Here is a 19,610-nt window from a genome sequence, read left to right as displayed (position 1 = left end):
CCCTGAGTTAGTTCCAGGAATTTTTTGGGTTCCTGGGGTGGTCGTAGGGGCATATCACAAAAAACACCTGAATGAGGCTCAATTATGAAAATGAATTACCGTCAACTATCTGAAATTACAGGATTTCATATGAACACGATCCGCAATCGGCTTCTTGGGTCAAGCCTGGAACCCGAACACGAAGGTCCGGGAACGCCTAAATTGTGGGAGTCAGCCGAGGCGTTGCTGGTGATCTATGAGGCTGAGTTCAGACGGAACCGCCGCCAGTGGTAAAAACCTGCCGACACTGTGACCAGTCCGAACCGGTATATAAAAGCGGGCGGTGCCGGGAATGCTGGAACGCCTACAAGCGCGAACGGTACCGCCGGCTGCATCCGCAAGCCAGGGAACGCAAGCCGAAGCCGGCGGGGCCATCATTCACGCTTGTGCCGGCGCCTACTGGCCTTCGCGCCCTGGTGGTGTGGGATGAAACTTTGCTTTTTCAGGATCAGGACCGCCCAGATGGATATCGCCGAAATTATTTTTGTCGCCACTACGAGGCATGTCTGGACGCTGCCGCCGGTCCCAATCTCGGCTTCGATTGTCGTGGGTGTGATCTTGAGTTCGATATTAGCGGTCTTATCGATTCCCAAAATTCCCAAAACTCCCATTTGGGAGTTTTTTAAACAAATTCAAATAGTTGTTGACATGAAATGCCGTTGTGGTAGGGTCGGACCATGTCAACAATTCCAACTTAGAAAGGTAGAAACGATGAATCTGACGGAAGAAACATGGCAACTTTTGAATGATGACGGCTTTTTTTCTGATTCGTTCGTTGAAAGCGTTGAGGCGATGCGAAAGCGCTATCCTATGATGAAATTTCCAGGATCTTTGCCTTGACTGCCAGCCTTGCAAAAAAGGCGTCGATGTCGTTGCGGAGCTTGAGCGGGCGGCGGCCTAAAAACGTTTTTCCAGCAACGAAAAGCGGTCATCCATATGGGTGGCCGTTTTTTTGTGGCTCACAATCCGCCAAAAATGATCCACAAGCAGGTTTTGTTGATTCATTGGAAGAGCATGAAGCGGTTATCCATAATAATAGGCAGCGGGAAAAAACAACTGAAGTAAAGGCGCGCGAATTCTCAAAACTTAAAGAAATAGAGGCGGAGCGGGCAAAGCGGCGGCAGCTTGCAGAGCTAAAACAGAACCGTGAGCCCGTTGTGAAGAATTCACCACCACGGGAAGAAACCGGCAAAGCACGCGACATAGCGGCGAAAAAAGTTGGGATGTCTGGTCGTACGGCGGAAACAGATCTGGGCCATGGTGGACATTGCCCCTCAGTACAATATTTATCGGTATTTTGTCGTGAATCTTGAGCTGACCATGATCAGCGAAAACTTATTTTGTTGAAGATCCTGCAATTATTTTTTATTGATTCCTTATGGCATCGATTCTTGTACCCAAATTTGTACCCAAGATGAAAACAACGAAAAAAGGGCCTGCAATCAATTTTGCAAGCCCTTTATTTTATTTAAGTTTTCTGGTCGGGGCGAGAGGATTTGAACCTCCGACCCCTTGAACCCCATTCAAGTGCGCTACCAGTCTGCGCTACGCCCCGACAAGAAAACCGACTTTTAGCATCATCATCCGACCGTGTCAAGGAGACGACCGAAAAAATTGACCGATGATCCGCATCCATCCATCACGCGTCCCATCGCCTTGAGGCCCGGGGATACCCTCGGCATCGCCGCGCCGGCAAGTCCCTTTGCCCAAGCCGATTTCGATACCGGTGTTCAGCTTCTCGAAGCCATGGGCTTCAATGTTTTTGTCCCGAACGATATCTTTCTCCGCGAGGGCTACCTGGCCGGTTCGGACCGGCAGCGGGCGGAACAACTCGTCCGTCTGTTCACCGACCCGGAGATCCACGGTGTCGTCTGTGCGCGGGGGGGATACGGCGCCATGCGCATCCTGCCGTTTCTGGATGCCGACGCCATTGCCCGCCATCCCAAGCCCTTTGTCGGATTCAGCGATATCACCGTGATACTCAATTTTTTGGCTCAGCGCTGCCGCATGGTCGCCTTTCACGGGCCCACGGTAACCACCTTGGCAAATGGCGACGACAACACCCGGCAGCGGTTTCGGTCGGTCTTGATGAAACGCATGCCGCATGCGCTGGCAGCCGCCGCTCCGCGGGTGCTTTTTCCCGGGCGGGCCAGGGGGCGGTTGCTGTGTGGCAATCTGACCCTGTTCTGCCATTTGACCGGCACGCCGTATCAACCGGTATACGAAGGTGCGGTCCTGCTCATCGAAGATCAGGGCGAGGCGCCGTATCGCATCGACCGCATGCTGACCCAAATGCGCCTGGCCGGCTGTTTCGACAAGCTTGCCGGGCTTGCCCTGGGAAGTTTCAATGGCTGCGACAGCGAGGGGGAGGTCCAGCGAATCGTGGCCGATCGTTTCGGTGATCTGGAAATCCCGATTCTCGGGGGCTTTCATGTCGGTCATGGACCGGAGAACGCGATTCTGCCGGTGGGGATCGATGCCGTCTTGGATACCGACGCCGGTTCATTGACCTTCACCGGTCCGGCCCTGGCTTGAAAGGTGTGCTCGGTGGGCGATCCCCTCATAGACGCGCTGATGGAGAATGGGATCCGGGAAAATATTTTTCCCGGGGCGGTCTTGCTGGTCGGCCGGGCGGACCGGCCGGTTCTATTCGAGGCGTATGGCCTGGCCAACCGGTTCAGCCGGGAACCCATGACCTGCGAGACGGTATTTGACCTGGCCTCGCTGACCAAGCCGTTGGCCACGACCCTGGCGGCGGCTTGGTTGATCGATCGGGGACGCGTTTGTCTGGATCGGCCGGTGGCGGACGCTTTGCCGATGTTGTCGGACGGCGACAAGGCGGCGATTACCCCCCGTCAGTTGCTCTGCCATCGCAGTGGGCTCCCCGCCCATCAATTGTTTTACATGACCCTTAGAACCCTGACGCCGACCCTGCGCAAAGCAGCGGTCCTGAACCTGTTGAAAGCCGTGCCCGTAGTCGCCGCTCCGGATACCTTGACGCTTTACAGCGACCTGGGGTTCATGCTGCTCTGCCGATTGATCGAGTCGGTGGCCGGTTGTTCTTTGGACCGATTTTTGGCGGACCAAGTCTATGGCCCCCTGGGGGTGAAGGACCTTTTTTTCGTCGATCTATTTTCCGGCGGACGGCCGAAACGCCGCTACGCGGCAACCGAGCTTTGTCCGGTGCGGCACCGGCTCCTGGTCGGTGAGGTGCATGACGATAATGCCTGGTTTGCCGGCGGGGTCGACGGCCATGCCGGTCTCTTTGGAACGGCGGAAGCGGTCTTCCGGCTTTTACGGCGGCTGGTGGCCGACCTGCGGGCGCCGGACGGGCAATCATTTTTTTCACGACAGATACTCGGCGAGATGCTATATGGAGCTCCGCATAACGACTTCACCCTGGGCTTTGATCGGCCGGCGGAGACCGGTTCCAGCGCGGGCGATCATTTTTCCACCGAAACGGTGGGCCACCTGGGATTCACGGGAACATCCTTCTGGATGGATCTGAAGCAGGATGTCACGGTGATTCTGTTGACCCATCGGGTGCACCCGTTCCGATGGAACAACCGGTTGCGCCAATTCCGTCCCATGATTCACAACGCGATCCTGGAACGATTTTTCATGCAATCGGATTAAAATTGATTTCAACAAATTAAGGCTTGAAATGCCAGATCGTTTCTGGTACCCGTTCGAAAAAGTCCGCCCATGGGGGTAACTGGCCTTGGCGCTTGCTCACAGCCCGTCGGGCGGATCTGCTCGATGATGTTGCGAATCCATTTAACAAAGAGGCGGCATGAATTTTTTTGATTCCATTCTAGGGGTCTTCTCCAGCGATCTGGCCATTGACTTGGGCACGGCCAATACGCTTGTCTATGTAAAAGGCAAAGGCATCGTTCTCAGTGAGCCCTCCGTGGTGGCCGTTCGTACGGACAACCGCACCAAAAACCGGGTTCTGGCGGTCGGGCTGGAAGCGAAAAACATGCTGGGTCGCACGCCGGGCAACATTGTGGCCATCCGTCCCATGCGCGACGGCGTGATTGCCGATTTCGAAGTGACCGAGGCCATGCTGCGGCATTTCATTCACAAGGTCCACAATCGGCGGACCTTTGTGCGCCCGCGCATTATCGTGGCGGTACCTTCGGGGATTACCCAGGTGGAAAAGCGCGCCGTCCGCGAATCGGCCGAATCGGCCGGCGCGCGTGAGGTTTTTCTGATCGAGGAACCCATGGCGGCGGCCATCGGCGCGGATCTACCCATTACCGAACCCACTTGTAATATGGTGGTGGATATCGGTGGGGGGACCACCGAGGTGGCGGTCATCTCGCTGGCCGGCATTGTTTACAGCCGTTCCCTGCGCGTGGCGGGCGACAAGATGGACGAAGCCATTATCCAGTATGTCAAGCGCAAGTATAACCTGCTGATCGGCGAGCGGACCGCCGAGATTATCAAGACCACCATCGGCAATGCCTATCCGGACCCCAACAAGGTCGAAACCATCGAGGTCAAGGGGCGCGACCTGGTAACCGGAATTCCCAAAATCCTGGCTATCGATTCCGAAGAGATCCGGGAGGCCATTTCCGAGCAGATCGAAGCCATCGTTGAAACGGTGAAAATCGCCCTTGAACAGACACCGCCGGAATTGGCTGCCGACATTGTCGACCGGGGCATTGTGCTTACCGGTGGCGGTGCCTTGTTGAAGAATCTGGACAAGCTGCTTCGCGAAGAGAGCGGGTTGCCCATCACGGTGACGGAAGATCCGCTTTCCACCGTTGCCCTGGGTTCCGGCATGGCCCTCGACAGCATCGAAATCCTCAAACAGGTCATTATTATCTAACCCATGTTTTCCAAAAGGATGGTTCTGGTAGCCGTGGTGATTGTTTTGGTCGCGGTGAACGTCATCCTACTGACCATTACCGGTAAACACGCCCAGGCGCCGGCCGGCCTTGGCCGTGGCGCCATGGTCGTCATTTCTCCTTTTCAGAAACATCTCACCACCTTCGTGCAGTCCATCAAATCGGTCTGGGAGCGTTATTTCTATCTGGTTTCCACGGCCGAGGAAAATCAGGCGCTGAAAAAAGCGCTGGGCGAGAGCCTGCAAAAGCTCAACCGTTGCAGCGAAACCCAGATCGCCAATGCCCGTTTGCGGCACTTGCTCGGCTTTAAGGAGAAGGTTTCCCGCACCATGATCGCCGCCCAGGTGGTGGGCAAAGATCCCTCGCCGTGGTCGAAGACGGTTATCGTGGACAAGGGAACCCAGGATGGTATCCGCCAGGGATTTCCCGTGGTGGTTCCCGAGGGGATTGTGGGCATCGTCGTCGACGCCTCGGGCCATTTTGCCAAGGTGCTGCTGCTGATCGATCCCAACTGTGCCGTCGATGCCCTGGTGCAACGGACCCGCGCCCGCGGTGTCGTCAAAGGCGGGGGAGACGGCTATTGCCTCTTCGAGTATGTTTTGCGCAAACACGAAATCAGTGTCGGTGACACGGTCGTCTCATCGGGCCTTGACGGTATTTTTCCCAAGGGGTTGCAAGTGGGGCGCATCTCCGAGATTGTACGCATGAATGCCGGTATTTTTCAGAAAGTGTCGGTGACGCCGGATGTCGATTTCGAGATTCTCGAAGAGGTCTTCATCATTTGTGAACCGGCCATTGAATGGTATCCTGGGGGGCGATGATTTACGGCTATCTTTTAATGGTCTGCATGGGGCTGGTCATCCTTCAGACGACGCTGCTGGTCGGTGGCGGGCCTTCCTACCTATATGATCTGATGGCTCCGTTTGTGGTATATTTAGCGGTTCACCGACGGCCGCGGGAATCCATCCCCGTGCTCCTGTTGGGCGGGCTGGCCATGGATGGCATCTCCGGCGGCGTGTTTGGCGTGCACCTGAGCGCTTATCTGTGGATGTATGTCGGCGTGCGCTGGGCCATCCAATTCCTGCATGTGGGCAATGTGATTCTGAGGCCGCTGTTGGTGACGGTTTGCGTGGCTTTTACAAGCCTTGCCGTTGCTTTTTCGGCCGTTGTCCTGGCCGCCGTGCCCTGGCCGGTGGAGTCGCTGTTTTCGGTCGTTGCCGGGCAGGTTTTCTGGGGCGCGGTCACCGGCCCTTTTCTGATGTTGCTTTTTATTCGCGGACAAAAGGCCGTCGAACACCTGGGAAAAATGTTTTTTACCGAGAAACACACGTTGAGGAAGTCTTGACCAACTACTTGGACAACGTGGATAGCGACTGGTTCAGCCAGCGTCTCAGCGTGGCCATGACGATTGTCATCGCCGTGTTCGTGGTTCTGATCGCGCGGCTGCTCTATCTTCAGGTGATCGAAGGGGCGGAGTTGCGGCGCCTGTCGGAGATCAACAGCATTCGTTTGAAAAGTGTCGAGGCGTCCCGTGGCTTGATTTACGACACCCGCGGCCGCTTGCTGGCCGACAACCGTCCCGCCTATGACCTGAGCATTGTCGTCAAGGATGCCGGTCCGCTGAAACAGACCCTGGCTAAATTGTCCCACTATTCCGGCATTCCGGAAACCCAGTTGTGGGAACAACTGGAAAAGGCCAAGGAGACCCGTGCCTACAAACCCGTGCTGCTCAAACCCGACATCGGACGCGACGAGCTGGCGGCCATTGAAGTGAACCATTGGGATTTGCCCGGCGTCATGGTGAATATCTCGTCCCGGCGAAATTATGTGTTTTGCCCCAGTGCGGCCCATATCCTGGGATATATGGGCGAGATCAATCCTAACGAATTGAAGAACCCCGCCTATAGCGACTGCAGGAGTGGCGATTTTATCGGTAAATACGGCATTGAACGGGCGCGCGAGTCCTGGCTGCGGGGTAAACGCGGGGGACAGCAGGTGGAGGTCAACGCCATCGGGCAGGTGGTTCGTGTGTTGAGTACGGTCGATGCAACGCCGGGCAACAATGTGGTGTTGTCCATTGACCACGCCCTCCAAGGGGTTGCCGAACAATTGCTCGCCGGCCAGGCCGGGGCCGCGGTCGCCGTGGAACCCGATACCGGCCAGGTCCTGGCCATGGCATCGAGCCCCTCTTTCGATCAGAACGCCTTTATCTCCGGCATGAGCCATGACGTCTGGCGGACCTTGGTGTCCGATCCGCAGCATCCCTTGGAGAACAAAGCCATCCAGGCCGAGTATCCACCGGCATCGACCTACAAGATCATTGCCGCCGCAGCAGGTCTCGAGGAAGGGCTCATCGATGTCCATACGTCGGTGTTCTGTCCCGGTTATCTCAAATTCGGCAACCGGACCTATCGTTGCTGGAAAAGGTGGGGGCATGGGGAGGTGAACGTATACAAGGCCCTGATTGAATCCTGCGATGTCTATTTTTACAAGCTGGGACAGGAGCTCGGCGTCGATCGTCTGGCTTGGTATGCCAGGGCCTTCGGACTGGGTGAACCCACGGGAATCGATCTCAACCACGAAGCCGGTGGGCTGGTTCCCACGGCAGCCTGGAAAAAACGCCGCTATGGATCTTCCTGGCAGAAAGGCGAGACCTTGTCCGTCGTCATCGGCCAGGGATTCAACCTTGCCACGCCGCTACAGATGGCCATGGTGGCGGCCGCGGTGGGCAACGGCGGTACGCGTTACCGGCCGAAAGTCGTGAAAACTATCCGGACGGCCGATGGCAAGATCCTGTACAACAGCACCCCGGAGGTGGTCGGGCGATTACCGATCAGTGCGCACAACCTCAAAATTATCCAGGAGGGGCTGTTTCGGGTCGTCAACGATAGACGGGGGACGGCTTGGAAGAGCCGGTTGGAGGGGATGGCCATGAGCGGGAAAACCGGCACCGCCCAAGTGGTCGGCCGGAAAGACGATGATGCCGACGGAAAATCCTCACCGGTGAAAGACCACGCCTGGTTCGTTGCCTATGCGCCGCGGCAGCATCCCAAAATCGCCGTGTCCGTCATCGTGGAACACGGGGAGCACGGATCCAGCGCAGCGGCACCGGTGGCCGCCGAAATGATCCGGTTCTATTTGTCCGGCGGCAAACCAAAGGCCGCGGCGGTCGATCCGGCGGTTGCCAATGCCCCCTTTGATGGAGATTGACCAGTGTTTGATCGACGCTTGCTGCAATGTTTCGATTGGGGGTTGCTCATTCTGACCCTGGCCGTCAGCGGTATCGGCCTGGTGGTGTTGTACAGTGCCGTAACGGCTGGGGTGACGGGGCCCGATGTGCTTTTGTTCAAGAAACAGCTCATCTGGCATGGCGGCGGTTTGGTGCTCATGACCCTGTGTTTTGTTTTTGACTACAAACAACTTGAACGTTTTGGCAACGCCATCTATCTGCCTCCGTGGGCTCACTGGTCGCCGTTTTGTTCATCGGCAAGTATGTGGCCGGGTCCCGGCGCTGGCTACCCCTGGGGCCTTTTTCCCTGCAGCCGTCGGAAATGGCCAAGGTGGCGGTGATTATCGTGCTTTCCCGCTATTACGCCAAGCTTATCAACACGGACGGCTCAGCTTTCGCGACCTGATGCTACCGGCCTTTCTGACGGCGGTTCCGTTCGCCCTGATCGTCCGTCAACCCGATCTGGGGACCGCCATGGTGATCGCCTTGATCGCCGGTGTCATGACCCTGTTTGCCAAAATCGAGCGCCGAACATTCACCTGGCTGGTGACCACCTTTACCCTGCTCGTCCCGCTGGTCTGGTTTTTCCTGCGGGGGTATCAAAAGCAGCGCATCCTGACCTTTCTCAATCCCGATCGCGATCCGCTGGGCGCCGGATACCACATCATCCAATCCAAAATCGCCATCGGATCGGGGATGCTCACCGGGAAAGGATTCTTGAAGGGTACGCAGAATGCCCTTGCCTTTTTGCCGGAACAGCATACCGATTTCATATTTTCGGTGCTCTCCGAGGAGTGGGGGCTGGCTGGCTCCCTGACGATCATCATCCTGTTTCTGATCATGATTGCCTGGGGATTGAATATTGCCGGCCGTTGCGGGATCCTTTCGGCATCATGCTTTCCGTTGGCGTGACCGCCATGATCACCTGGCAGGTGGTGATCAATATTGGCATGGTCATGGGGTTGATGCCCGTCGTGGGTGTCACCCTGCCGTTTGTCAGTTATGGTGGCTCATCCATCATCACCATGTTGATCGGAATTGGCCTGCTGATGAACGTCAGCATGCGGCGGTTCAAGTTTGAATAGCGAGACCTTTGCCGGCCGGCGGTATCCATTTTAAAAAACCTTTGACAATTCAATGACTCGGATGGTATAGACCGCCGGAGTTCGCACCTTTCATAAGTCTATATCTTTCATAGACAAATTATCGATTTCTGCATTTTTAATCTTACTTCAACGGAGGCCCTTAGATGGTTAGCGTCGATGCATCTATAGTCGTGCAAATTGTCAATTTCCTGCTTTTAATCTGGATTTTGAATTTGGTTCTGTATAAGCCCATCCGCAAGATTCTGTTGGAGCGCAAGGCGAAAGTAAACGGGCTGGAATCGGTGATCAGCGACTCGGCCCAAGCGGTCGTTACCAAAGAGAAGGAATACGCCGACGGCATCCGCCAGGCCCGGGTCAAGGGGCAGAAGGAAAAGGAAGCCCTGATGCAGACGGCCATGGATGAGGAAAAGGTAATTGTCGGCAAGATCAACGAATCCGCCCAGGCCGAACTTAAAACGGTCAAGGACAAAATCGCGGCAGAAATGGAATCGGTCAAGGCGACACTCGAATCGGAAATAGACGCATTTGCGGATGCGATAGAACAAAAAATATTGGGGAGGGTTGCTTAATGAAAGTTCCAATTATCAGCCGGAAGCGCAGTTGTGTTCGGTGGATCATGCCGCTGACCTTGATTGCGCTTCTCTTGTTTGGTAGCGGCACCCTGGTGCTGGCGTCATCTGCCGAAGGCGGGCACGGGAATGAGGCGAAGGGGTGGGTGGCGACAGACACCTACCGGGTGATGAACTTTGCCGTGTTATTCATCGGGCTCTTTTTGGTTCTGAAAAAACCGGTTGCCCAGGCATTGGGGGGGCGGATCCAGGGAATCAAGGAGCAGCTGGAGGAACTTGAAGCCAAAAAGAAAGCCGCGGAAGCCAAATTGGCTGAATACAACGCCAAGATGGCCGAATTGGACAAGGAGGCGGAAGCGCTTTTGGCCGAGTATCTCAAGCAGGGTGAGGATGCCAAGGATAGAATCCTGAAGGAGGCTGAGCTGGCGGCGGAAAAGCTCAAGGAGCAGGCAAGCAAGAACATCGAATACGAGTTCATGCAGGCGAAGGCGACCCTCAAGGAACAAATTGTGGAAAAGGCGCTGGCCAAAGCCGAAGCAATGATCAAACAGAAAATCACTTCGGACGACCAGGAAAAATTGGTGGATGAATACTTGGAGAAGGTGGTGGCATAGTGAAGAATCTGGCGATTGCAAGGCGGTACGCCAAAGCACTTCTGCTGATCGGAAAAGAGGATGGACAGACGGACACCTACCGAGAGGAACTGAGTGCTTTTGCAAAACTGATCGAGCAGGAAAAGAGCCTTCAGCAGGTGCTGGTCAACCCACTTTATAACGTGGACGGCCGCAAAAAGGTGCTGGCGAAGGTCATCGAGAGTTTACAGCTGTCAAAGCCCATGGCCACGTTTATCCTTTTCCTCTTTGACAAGGGGCGGATCGGCTTCTTGAGCAACATCAACGACTTCTTTCAGAAGTTTGCCGATGAACTCAAGGGGGTGGCCCGGGCCAGCCTGGTTTCGGCGACGGAACTCTCCTCCGAAACCATCGACAAAATTCGCTCGGCCCTGTCCGCGCGGACAGGTAAGGATATCATTCTGGAGGTTGAGCAGGATCCGGGCCTGATCGGCGGTATCGTAACCCGCATCGGCGATCTGGTGCTTGATGGGAGTGTGAGGACTCAGTTGCTCAATATGAGACAATCTTTAAAAAGGGGTGAGAGTGTCTAATGGAACTAAGAGCTGAAGAAATAAGTCAGATTATCAAAGAACAGATCACGGACTACGACAAGAAGGTCGAGCTGAGCGAAACTGGCGTTGTCCTGTCAGTGGGCGACGGCATTGCTCGAGTGTACGGCCTCGAAAAAGCCATGGCACTCGAACTGGTGGAATTCCCCGGTGGCATCCTCGGCCTGGTGCTCAACCTGGAAGAGGATAACGTGGGTATCGCCATCATGGGCGACGACACGGGAATCAAAGAGGGCGACATGGTCAAACGGACCGGTAAGATTGCCCAGGTACCCGTCGGCGAGCCCGTTCTCGGACGCGTTGTTTCCGGCGTGGGCGAGCCCATCGACGGCAAGGGGCCGATCAATACCCCGGACACCCGCCGTGTGGAAATGGTGGCCCCCGGTGTTATCGCCAGAAAATCGGTCCACCAACCCTGCTACACCGGTCTCAAGGCCGTTGACGCCATGACGCCGGTCGGTAAGGGGCAGCGTGAGCTGATCATCGGCGACCGTCAGATCGGTAAGACCGCCGTTGCCATTGATGCCATCCTGGCTCAGAAAAACACCGATGTGTACTGCATTTACGTGGCCTGCGGACAGAAGAAATCCACCGTTGCCCAGGTGGCTGCGGTTCTCGAGCGCGAAGGCGCCATGGAGTACACCACCATCGTTTCGGCCTGTGCCTCCGACCCGGCCACCTTGCAGTACCTGGCCCCCTACGCCGGTTGCGCCATGGGCGAATATTTCCGTGACAAGGGACAGCACGCCCTGATCATCTATGATGACCTTTCCAAACAGGCCGCCGCTTATCGTCAGGTTTCCCTGTTGCTCAGACGTCCGCCGGGACGTGAAGCCTACCCCGGTGACATTTTCTACAACCACTCCCGTTTGCTGGAACGCGCCGCAAAAGTCAGCGATGAGCTCGGCGCCGGATCCCTGACCGCCCTGCCGATTATCGAAACCCAGGCCGGTGACGTGTCGGCTTACATCCCCACCAACGTTATTTCCATTACCGACGGTCAGATCTACCTGGAACCGAGCCTGTTCTTCGCCGGTGTCCGTCCGGCCATCAACGTCGGCTTGTCGGTTTCCCGCGTCGGTGGTGCCGCCCAGACCAAGGCAATGAAAAAGGTTGCCGGTACCCTGCGCCTGGATATGGCCCAGTTCCGCGAACTGGAAGCTTCGCGGCTTTCGGTTCGGATTTGGATGCAGCCACCCAGCGCCAGCTGACCCGTGGCGAACGCCTGGTACAAGTGCTCAAACAGCCCCAGTACAAACCGCTGAACCATGAAAAACAGGTGACCATCCTTTATGCCGCCACCCGCGGTTACCTGGATCAGTTCCCCTCTGACACGGTTGCCAAATACGAAGCCGGCCTCTATCCCTTTGTCGAAGAGCGTTATCCGCAGATTTTTACCAAGCTGGAAGAGGCCCAGGATATCACGTCGGAAATCGAAGATCTCCTCAAAAAAGCCCTTGAGGCCTATGGCGAAGAGTTCAAAGACACCATTAAATAAAGGCTTGGAACAACTGCTGATTTCAAGACCTAATGTGATAAGGACGACAACTTTATGCCATCATTAAAGGATGTCCAGTTAAAAATCCAGGGTGTCAAGAAGACCAAGCAGATCACCAAGGCCATGGGCATGGTGGCAACCTCGCGGTTGCGTGGTGCCCAAGGGGCGATGGAAGGGTTTCGCCCCTATGCCGAAAAGTTCTCTGAAGTTCTTGGCAGTCTGGCGGAAAAGGCCGGTGATGAAGCCAGTCCGTTGCTGATTCCCAAAGAAGCGGTGAAAAAGATCCACGTGGTCCTTTGCACCTCGGATCGAGGGTTGTGCGGTGGTTTCAATATCAATCTCACCGATAGCGTAAAAAAATTCATTAAATCGAATCCTGATCCTGAGGTGGAATATAGCTTCACCTGCTTTGGCAAGAAGGGGCGTGATTGGTGCCGGAAGAATCAGTATGCGATTGTCGAAGAACATCTCGGGATCGTGGGTAGCCGTTTTGGCTTTAACGTTGCCTCGACGGCGGGCAAAAAATTTGTCGATGGGTTTCTGAGCGATGACTACGATGAAGTCTACTTGGTGTACTCTGAATTTGTCAGCATGGCCAAGCAGCTGCCGATCATGCAGAAGCTGCTGCCGATTCCTCCCATTGAGGTAGAGGCGGAAGAGACGACCGAGAAAACCGAATACCTGGCCGAGCACATCTGCGAGCCGTCTGCGGACGAACTGTTGGGCGAATTGTTGCCGAGAAACGTATATGTACAAATTTATCGGGGACTTCTGGAAACATCCACCAGCGAGCATGCGGCGCGGATGAGTGCCATGGATAACGCAACGAAGGCGTGCAACGATATGATCGACAACTTGACCCTCGCCTACAACAAAGCCCGGCAGGCCGCAATTACCGCGGATCTGATGGATATCGTCGGCGGCGCCGAGGCCCTTAAGGGGTAAAATACATTTGAGGAGGCTTTAAATGTCAGAAAATATAGGTAAAATAACGCAGGTTATGGGGCCTGTCGTTGACGTGGAATTTGAACAGGGCCAGTTGCCGAACATCCTTACTGCATTGTTGATCAGCAACCCGGCCATTAATGATGAACCTGACAACCTGGTTGTCGAGGTTGCCCAGCATTTGGGCGATAATGTGGTTCGTACCATTGCCATGGATGTTACCGATGGTTTGGTCCGCGGTATGCCGGTCAAAGATACCGGGTCGCCGATCATGATGCCGGTCGGCAAAGCCAGCCTGGGCCGTGTGCTCAACGTTGTTGGGCGGCCCGTGGATGGTTTGGGACCGGTCAGTCAGGAAAAGATGATGCCCATTCACCGGCCAGCACCGGCGTTTACCGAGCAGGATACGGAAGTCCGCGTGCTCGAAACCGGCGTCAAGGTTATCGATCTTCTGGTACCGTTCCCCCGTGGTGGTAAAATGGGGATGTTCGGCGGTGCCGGCGTCGGCAAAACCGTTATCATGATGGAAATGGTTAACAACATCGCCATGCAGCACGGTGGTATTTCCGTTTTCGCCGGTGTTGGTGAGCGGACCCGTGAAGGGAACGACCTTTATAATGAAATGAAGGAGTCCGGCGTTCTGCCCAAGGCGGCATTGGTTTACGGTCAGATGACCGAACCGCCGGGAGCCCGCGCCCGCGTGGCACTTTCCGCCCTGACTTGTGCGGAGTATTTCCGTGACAAGGAAGGCCAGGATGTGTTGATCTTCATTGACAACATTTTCCGCTTCACCCAGGCAGGCTCCGAAGTGTCGGCCCTTCTCGGACGCATGCCCTCCGCGGTCGGTTACCAACCGACATTGGCCGTTGACCTTGGCGGCCTTCAGGAGCGCATCACCTCAACGGATAAAGGGTCTATTACCGCCGTGCAGTGCGTTTACGTGCCTGCTGACGACTTGACCGACCCCGCACCGGCCACCACTTTCGCGCACTTGGACGGAACCGTGGTTCTTTCCCGGCAGATTGCCGAGCTGGGCATTTACCCTGCCGTGGATCCCCTGGACTCCACCTCGCGTATCCTCGACCCCATGGTTATCGGGGAAGAACACTACGCGGTCGCTCGCCGTGTTCAGACCATGCTGCAGAAGTATAAAGAATTGCAGGATATCATCGCCATTCTGGGTATGGAGGAGCTTTCCGACGAAGATAAGCTGACTGTCCAGAGAGCACGCAAGATCCAGCGTTTTCTGTCTCAACCGTTCCATGTTGCCGAAACTTTTACCGGCAAGCCTGGCAAATACGTCAAGGTAGAGGATACGGTTCGCGCGTTTAAAGAGATCTGCGACGGCGTGCATGACAGTATTCCCGAACAGGCGTTCTACATGAAGGGCGGTATCGAAGAAGTGCTGGAAACGGCAAAAGAAATGGCCGAGGCTTAACAGAGAGAGGCAACCAATGGCGGAAAACATAAGACTTGAAGTGGTAACTCCCGAAAAGTCTGTTGTCAGCGAAGCGGCGCAGATCGTCATGGCGCCGGGCACGCTGGGTGAGTTCGGTGTACTTTCTGGGCATACGCCTTTTCTGACCACCCTTAAAACCGGTTCGCTCAAATATAAAGACGAAACCGGTCGTGAGCGGTTCGTGTTTCTCAGTGGCGGATTTGCCGAAGCCTTGCCAGATCGGGTTACCGTACTCGCCGAGTCAGCTGAACGGCGTGTCGATATCGACATTGAACGCGCCAAAGCTGCTGCCGAACGTGCCGAAAAACGAATGCAGTCGGGAAGTACCGACACGGATTTTATTCGTGCGAAAGCCGCGTTACTTCGTGCCATCAGCAGAATTCAACTCGCTGAAACACGCTGATGCACTAACAATCGACAGTGATTTTTCGCCCTTGTTGAGTATTTGTCGTCGTCGAGGGTGATTCAAACGAAGCAGAAGGGGAAGCCGGACATGGTTTCCCCTTTTGTTTTGTTGCCGGGTTCGCCTTTAATTACCAATCGTGACCTGTAAAAAGGACGCCATGTCGGGTGGCGGTAAATTCGCTTGACTTAAAAAGCAGAGGACGGTTATATATCACTTAAGGAAACGATAATATGCTGGATATAGAAGAAATAATTCAACAATTTGAACTCATTGAACAAAAGGTGGAGCGCGTCGTCCAGGCGCATCAAACGCTACAGCAGGAAAATGAAACGCTGAAAAAGCGAATCGAAGAACTCGAAAATATAATAAACCAAAAAGTTGAGAGAGAGAAACAGCACGAATCATTTACGGATGTCATAAGAACGAAGATTGACAGCTTGATTGGAAGATTAGAAGGGGTAAAAAGGGAGCCGTAAACCGACCTGCATGATGGGAATGTGCTTGAATTGGAAAAAACGGTTACACTGCAAATATTGGGTCGCAAATTCACCTTTCAGACAGAGCCTGGAGAAGCCGACGCTAAACAAGTGGCGAAGCGCTTTGAAGAAACCGTCAGAAAGGTGCAATCTCAGTTCGATAGCAAACCATCGGTCAACATCGACAAAGAGACCATACTCATTCTTACAGGGTTGAATATTGCCAGCGAGAAATATAAACTTGAAAAAAAATACCAGCAATTATGCGACCGAATGAGCGAAAAATCTGCAGTGGTTCTTAGTGAACTTGAAAAAGCGATGTCATCAATCTGAGATAACGCAGAAAAATCCTGACCGGAACAGAACATGACGCTGTTCACCGATAGACGGTTGACTCCCATACCTCCGTCCATCGGGGTTGGGATGCGTATCAAAAATAACCCCTGCCGTGTTCGTGATTGGAAGGTGAACTTTGACCCAACACTCACTAAACGGGAGCCCGAACTGGTTTTCGGTGAGCAGGTTCTGCTTGTACAGAAAAGCCTAAAGAGACCATAGGGCACCCACCTGATCCTATGGATCAAAGACCGGCCAACACGGCACAATGGTGGGGGTACACCACCGCTTTTCAGCATCCCTTCCTGCCGCTTGCAGGGGCGATTTCCCCTCAGGCTTTCCTGATTCATCCATATTTCAACAATCAACCCGGACGTCATCAACGATGCTGGTGGCGCGCCGTTACATACACCCCATTTCAGCATTTGGAGATACCCCATGAATATATCGATTGTTTTGATTGCGGTACTTTCGGCCTTTGCCGGCTGTGCCGCTGCCCTCTTCATAAAGGGATCCATCGGATCAAAAAAGTTGAGGGAAGCCGAGGATGAGGCAAACCGGATCGTTGAATCTGCGAAAAACGAGGCGGATGGGCGGATTAAAGAGGCCGGCATCGAAGCCAAAGACATTCTTTTCAAGATGAAAAGTGAATTCGAGGCTGAGGCCAAGGAGACCCGCGCTGAACTCAAAAAGCAGGAACGTCGTCTCATTCAAAAAGAGGAACATATTGATCGTAAAGCAGATGCATTTGAACAGCGGGAAAAGGAGTTGTCCGAAAAGGAAGGCCAGCTAACCGAACGGCAAAAAAACTTGGCCGAAAATGAAGAACGATACAAAATATTGATCGAAGAACAAAAGGCGCAGTTGGAAAGGATATCTACCCTGACGGCGGAACAAGCCAAAGAGTTGTTGATCCGGGCGATGGAAAACGAGGCGCGCTACGAAGGGGCCAAGCTGATTAAACGCATTGAGAATGAGGCCAAGGAGGAAGCGGATAAAAAAGCCAAGAAAATCATGGCCACTGCGATTCAACGCTATGCCGGTGATTTCGTGGCGGAACGGACCGTGTCTGTCGTCCAATTGCCTGGCGATGAGATGAAGGGCCGCATCATTGGACGGGAGGGGCGCAATATCCGTGCGATTGAGGCGGCCACCGGGATCGACTTAATTATTGACGATACGCCCGAGGCGGTGATTCTCTCCGGTTTTAACCCGGTTCGGCGTGAAATCGCCAGACTTTCGCTGATCAAGTTGATTTCCGATGGGCGCATCCACCCGGCAAGGATTGAGGATGTCGTCAAGAAAGTCGGACAGGAGGTTGATACCGCCATCAAAGAGGCCGGTGAGCAGGCTGCCTTCGATCTGGGGGTCCATGGTATTCACGCCGAGTTGATCAAATACTTGGGGCGGCTCAAGTACCGTACGAGCTATGCCCAGAATGTCCTCCAGCACTCCGTGGAAGTCGGTGTCCTGTGTGGAATAATGGCTGCGGAGTTGGGGTTGAAGGAAAAAGTGGCCCGCCGCATGGGGCTGCTTCATGACATCGGCAAAGCCATCGACCATGAAGTCGAAGGTCCCCATGCCGTGATTGGATCCAAACTGGCCAAAAAATTCGGCGAATCGGCTGGCGTGGTGCATGCGATCGCTGCGCATCATGAGGATATCCCGCCGTCGTCGGTATATGCGTTGCTTGTTCAGGCTGCCGACGGATTGTCGGGTGCCAGACCCGGGGCGCGCAAAGAATTGCTGGAAAATTACATCAAACGCATCGAAGATCTTGAGGGAATCGCAAATGGCTTTAAGGGGGTGGCGAATACCTATGCCATTCAGGCCGGACGCGAAATACGCGTTATCGTCGAAAGCGAAAAGGTATCGGACGAGGAATCTGTGCTACTGAGCCGGGATATCGCCAGGAAAATAGAGGAATCCCTGACATTTCCCGGGCAGATTAAAGTTACGGTGATCCGGGAAACCCGCGCCGTGGAGTATGCCAATAAATAAATGGCCTTTCAATGTGATCAAGGTGACTGAAATGGAAAACGTTCTGGATGTCCTCCGTCAACGTGGTTTTATTGAACAAACGACCCACGATGAAGCGTTGCGCGATTATCTCGGCGCTGAGAGAGCGACCTGCTATATCGGGTTTGATCCGACGGCTTCAAGCCTGCATGTCGGGAGTCTGGTTCCCATCATGTCCTTAGCCCATATGCAGCGTTGTGGGCACCGACCATTGCGCTGGTGGGTGGCGGTACGGGGTTGGTGGGGGATCCAAGCGGAAAAACCGAGATGCGCAAGCTTCTGACCGTTGAAGATGTGGCCGCCAATGTGGTGGGGCTGAAAAATCAATTGGCCCGGTTTATCGATTTTTCCAATGATCGCGCCATCATGGTCAACAATGCGGATTGGCTGACCCAATTGGCGTATATCCCTTTTTTACGAGATATCGGTCGGCATTTTTCGGTGAACCGGATGATCAAGGCAGAGAGCTACAAGATGCGATTGGATTCCGAAGATGGGTTGAGCTTTATCGAATTCAATTACATGGTGCTTCAGGCCTATGATTTCCTTGAGTTGCAGAAACGTTACAATTGTTGCCTACAGATGGGCGGGAGCGATCAATGGGGCAATATCGTTGCCGGCATTGATCTGATCCGGCGGGTCGACGGTCAGAGTGCTTTTGGAATTACATTTCCCCTGATTACGACGGCCAGTGGCGCCAAAATGGGCAAAACGGCTGCAGGTGCTGTTTGGCTTGACCCTGAACGAACGTCGACCTATGATTATTATCAGTTTTGGGTGAACACGGATGACCGCGATGTGGGCCGCTTTCTGGCGCTCTTCACTTTTCTTCCCATGGACGAGATCGAAGGGGTTGAGCGTCTCGAGGGGGCCGATCTCAACGCTGCCAAATCGATACTGGCGTATGAGGCGACGCGTTTGGCCCACGGCGCTGAAGGCGCGTTAGCTGCATATCAATCGGCCATGGCCATGTTCGGAAACCGATCGATTCCGACCCGATTATTACCTTCCAGCAGCATCCCGCGCGATGTTGCGGATGTTGCCGATGAAACCGTCCCCCAGATGGAAATGGACATTGATATTTTTAAAGCCGGGATTCCTTGCTTCAAGCTTTTCCACCAAGTCGGCTTGACCGAATCTTCGGGTGCCGCCAGGCGGCTGCTTCAACAAGGGGGCGGCTATATCAACGGATGCCGCCCGGAAGCGTTTGATCAATTGATAACAACGAATGATATCAAGGATATGGAATTGGTCTTGCGGGCCGGTAAAAAACATTTTTTCAAGATTCGAATTAAAAATTAAAATAAGCGTTGACAAGGGCCTCTGAGCCAGGTAAATAGCGCTTCGTTTTTCGCGGTTCAACGCGGAAAAAGATAAACGCTCACTCTCTGCAAAACATCATCGTAAAGACGCCGATCGGCATAAAATACACCTGATCATTAAGGTGGCTGGTCGGAATAAATAAAAAAACGATGACACAAAGAAAGTCATA

At 54.3% G+C, this 19,610-nt stretch carries 18 protein-coding genes, 1 tRNA gene, 1 other RNA gene and 3 pseudogenes; 22 read left to right on the top strand and 1 reads right to left on the bottom strand.

The window, feature by feature from the left end; all coding sequences use genetic code 11:
* The first annotated feature begins 501 nt into the window (after window positions 1–501).
* Both JCM12296_RS38755 and JCM12296_RS38750 read left to right on the top strand, forming a co-directional pair.
* Complete coding sequence (locus JCM12296_RS38755; RefSeq protein WP_157067819.1) at window positions 502–879, top strand: hypothetical protein; 378 nt, start codon at window positions 502–504, stop codon at window positions 877–879.
* A complete protein-coding gene (locus tag JCM12296_RS38750; protein ID WP_157067818.1) occupies window positions 876–1,352 on the top strand; it encodes a hypothetical protein in 477 nt (158 codons plus the stop codon). Before JCM12296_RS38755 ends, JCM12296_RS38750 begins: the two co-directional genes overlap by 4 nt.
* Window positions 1,353–1,517: 165 nt before the next feature.
* On the opposite strand, the gene JCM12296_RS22490 is transcribed toward JCM12296_RS38750, so the two are convergent.
* Window positions 1,518–1,594 (bottom strand) — tRNA-Pro (locus JCM12296_RS22490).
* Between the two features lie 59 nt (window positions 1,595–1,653).
* Here JCM12296_RS22490 and JCM12296_RS22485 point away from each other — a divergent pair.
* The 20 genes and pseudogenes from JCM12296_RS22485 to tyrS all read left to right on the top strand — a co-directional run bounded on the left by JCM12296_RS22485 (window position 1,654) and on the right by tyrS (window position 19,420).
* On the top strand, window positions 1,654–2,574 hold the full coding sequence (locus tag JCM12296_RS22485; protein ID WP_054698276.1) for a S66 peptidase family protein: 921 nt from the start codon (window positions 1,654–1,656) through the stop codon (window positions 2,572–2,574).
* 12 nt (window positions 2,575–2,586) lie between these two features.
* Window positions 2,587–3,675, top strand: a complete 1,089-nt coding sequence (locus JCM12296_RS22480) for a serine hydrolase domain-containing protein (RefSeq protein ID WP_054698274.1) — start codon at window positions 2,587–2,589, stop codon at window positions 3,673–3,675.
* A 157-nt stretch (window positions 3,676–3,832) separates the two neighbouring features.
* Entirely contained in the window at window positions 3,833–4,873 is a 1,041-nt protein-coding gene (locus tag JCM12296_RS22475; protein ID WP_054698272.1) for a rod shape-determining protein, read from the top strand.
* Window positions 4,874–4,876: 3 nt separating this feature from the next.
* Window positions 4,877–5,713 carry a rod shape-determining protein MreC gene (gene mreC, locus JCM12296_RS22470; protein ID WP_054698270.1) on the top strand — a complete coding sequence of 279 codons (837 nt, stop codon included), beginning with the start codon at window positions 4,877–4,879 and terminating at the stop codon, window positions 5,711–5,713.
* Window positions 5,710–6,237 (top strand): hypothetical protein, encoded by a 528-nt coding sequence (locus JCM12296_RS22465; protein ID WP_054698268.1) that lies wholly within the window; start codon window positions 5,710–5,712, stop codon window positions 6,235–6,237. The genes mreC and JCM12296_RS22465 overlap by 4 nt, the downstream gene beginning before the upstream one ends.
* Window positions 6,234–8,102: a penicillin-binding protein 2 gene (mrdA, locus tag JCM12296_RS22460; RefSeq protein ID WP_246804748.1), complete on the top strand. Its 1,869-nt coding sequence runs from the start codon at window positions 6,234–6,236 to the stop codon at window positions 8,100–8,102. The genes JCM12296_RS22465 and mrdA overlap by 4 nt, the downstream gene beginning before the upstream one ends.
* A gap of 245 nt (window positions 8,103–8,347) precedes the next feature.
* Window positions 8,348–8,527: an FtsW/RodA/SpoVE family cell cycle protein gene (locus JCM12296_RS49405; protein WP_306304112.1), complete on the top strand. Its 180-nt coding sequence runs from the start codon at window positions 8,348–8,350 to the stop codon at window positions 8,525–8,527.
* Window positions 8,527–9,206 (top strand): annotated as a pseudogene (locus JCM12296_RS49400) (FtsW/RodA/SpoVE family cell cycle protein). The gene JCM12296_RS49405 and the pseudogene JCM12296_RS49400 overlap by 1 nt, the downstream one beginning before the upstream one ends.
* A 164-nt stretch (window positions 9,207–9,370) precedes the next feature.
* Complete coding sequence (locus tag JCM12296_RS22450) at window positions 9,371–9,796, top strand: ATP synthase F0 subunit B (RefSeq protein ID WP_054698267.1); 426 nt, start codon at window positions 9,371–9,373, stop codon at window positions 9,794–9,796.
* On the top strand, window positions 9,796–10,410 hold the full coding sequence (locus JCM12296_RS22445) for a F0F1 ATP synthase subunit B family protein (protein WP_054698264.1): 615 nt from the start codon (window positions 9,796–9,798) through the stop codon (window positions 10,408–10,410). Before JCM12296_RS22450 ends, JCM12296_RS22445 begins: the two co-directional genes overlap by 1 nt.
* Window positions 10,410–10,961 (top strand): ATP synthase F1 subunit delta, encoded by a 552-nt coding sequence (atpH, locus tag JCM12296_RS22440; protein ID WP_054698262.1) that lies wholly within the window; start codon window positions 10,410–10,412, stop codon window positions 10,959–10,961. Before JCM12296_RS22445 ends, atpH begins: the two co-directional genes overlap by 1 nt.
* A pseudogene (gene atpA, locus JCM12296_RS22435) lies at window positions 10,961–12,477 on the top strand (F0F1 ATP synthase subunit alpha). Before atpH ends, atpA begins: the two are co-directional and overlap by 1 nt.
* A 54-nt stretch (window positions 12,478–12,531) precedes the next feature.
* Window positions 12,532–13,422 (top strand): ATP synthase F1 subunit gamma, encoded by an 891-nt coding sequence (atpG, locus tag JCM12296_RS22430; protein ID WP_054698260.1) that lies wholly within the window; start codon window positions 12,532–12,534, stop codon window positions 13,420–13,422.
* A 22-nt stretch (window positions 13,423–13,444) separates the two neighbouring features.
* Entirely contained in the window at window positions 13,445–14,860 is a 1,416-nt protein-coding gene (gene atpD / locus JCM12296_RS22425) for a F0F1 ATP synthase subunit beta (protein WP_054698258.1), read from the top strand.
* 16 nt (window positions 14,861–14,876) lie between these two features.
* Window positions 14,877–15,284, top strand: a complete 408-nt coding sequence (locus JCM12296_RS22420) for a F0F1 ATP synthase subunit epsilon (RefSeq protein ID WP_054698256.1) — start codon at window positions 14,877–14,879, stop codon at window positions 15,282–15,284.
* A 233-nt stretch (window positions 15,285–15,517) separates the two neighbouring features.
* The gene (gene zapB / locus JCM12296_RS22415; RefSeq protein ID WP_054698253.1) at window positions 15,518–15,763 is read left to right on the top strand and encodes a cell division protein ZapB; all 246 of its coding nucleotides are present in this window, start codon (window positions 15,518–15,520) and stop codon (window positions 15,761–15,763) included.
* 21 nt (window positions 15,764–15,784) lie between these two features.
* Window positions 15,785–16,096: a cell division protein ZapA gene (locus tag JCM12296_RS22410; protein ID WP_054698252.1), complete on the top strand. Its 312-nt coding sequence runs from the start codon at window positions 15,785–15,787 to the stop codon at window positions 16,094–16,096.
* Between the two features lie 104 nt (window positions 16,097–16,200).
* Window positions 16,201–16,381: non-coding RNA, 6S RNA (gene ssrS, locus JCM12296_RS36860), on the top strand.
* Between the two features lie 156 nt (window positions 16,382–16,537).
* A complete protein-coding gene (gene rny, locus JCM12296_RS22405; RefSeq protein WP_054698250.1) occupies window positions 16,538–18,100 on the top strand; it encodes a ribonuclease Y in 1,563 nt (520 codons plus the stop codon).
* A pseudogene (tyrS, locus tag JCM12296_RS22400) lies at window positions 18,087–19,420 on the top strand (tyrosine--tRNA ligase). The gene rny and the pseudogene tyrS overlap by 14 nt, the downstream one beginning before the upstream one ends.
* The last annotated feature ends 190 nt before the right edge of the window (window positions 19,421–19,610 follow it).

The organism is Desulfosarcina cetonica JCM 12296, from assembly GCF_001311845.1.
Classification (GTDB): domain Bacteria; phylum Desulfobacterota; class Desulfobacteria; order Desulfobacterales; family Desulfosarcinaceae; genus Desulfosarcina; species Desulfosarcina cetonica.
This window is presented reverse-complemented; position numbering and strand designations above follow the sequence as displayed.

What these genes read in the sequence shown, in the direction of transcription:
- JCM12296_RS38755 (WP_157067819.1), top strand. Translation starts at nt 502, where the DNA reads ATGGATATCGCCGAAATTATTTTTGTCGCCACTACGAGGCATGTCTGG.
- JCM12296_RS22475 (WP_054698272.1), top strand. Translation starts at nt 3,833, where the DNA reads ATGAATTTTTTTGATTCCATTCTAGGGGTCTTCTCCAGCGATCTGGCC.
- mreC (WP_054698270.1), top strand. Translation starts at nt 4,877, where the DNA reads ATGTTTTCCAAAAGGATGGTTCTGGTAGCCGTGGTGATTGTTTTGGTC.
- JCM12296_RS22465 (WP_054698268.1), top strand. Translation starts at nt 5,710, where the DNA reads ATGATTTACGGCTATCTTTTAATGGTCTGCATGGGGCTGGTCATCCTT.
- JCM12296_RS22450 (WP_054698267.1), top strand. Translation starts at nt 9,371, where the DNA reads ATGGTTAGCGTCGATGCATCTATAGTCGTGCAAATTGTCAATTTCCTG.
- JCM12296_RS22445 (WP_054698264.1), top strand. Translation starts at nt 9,796, where the DNA reads ATGAAAGTTCCAATTATCAGCCGGAAGCGCAGTTGTGTTCGGTGGATC.
- atpG (WP_054698260.1), top strand. Translation starts at nt 12,532, where the DNA reads ATGCCATCATTAAAGGATGTCCAGTTAAAAATCCAGGGTGTCAAGAAG.
- atpD (WP_054698258.1), top strand. Translation starts at nt 13,445, where the DNA reads ATGTCAGAAAATATAGGTAAAATAACGCAGGTTATGGGGCCTGTCGTT.
- JCM12296_RS22420 (WP_054698256.1), top strand. Translation starts at nt 14,877, where the DNA reads ATGGCGGAAAACATAAGACTTGAAGTGGTAACTCCCGAAAAGTCTGTT.
- zapB (WP_054698253.1), top strand. Translation starts at nt 15,518, where the DNA reads ATGCTGGATATAGAAGAAATAATTCAACAATTTGAACTCATTGAACAA.
- rny (WP_054698250.1), top strand. Translation starts at nt 16,538, where the DNA reads ATGAATATATCGATTGTTTTGATTGCGGTACTTTCGGCCTTTGCCGGC.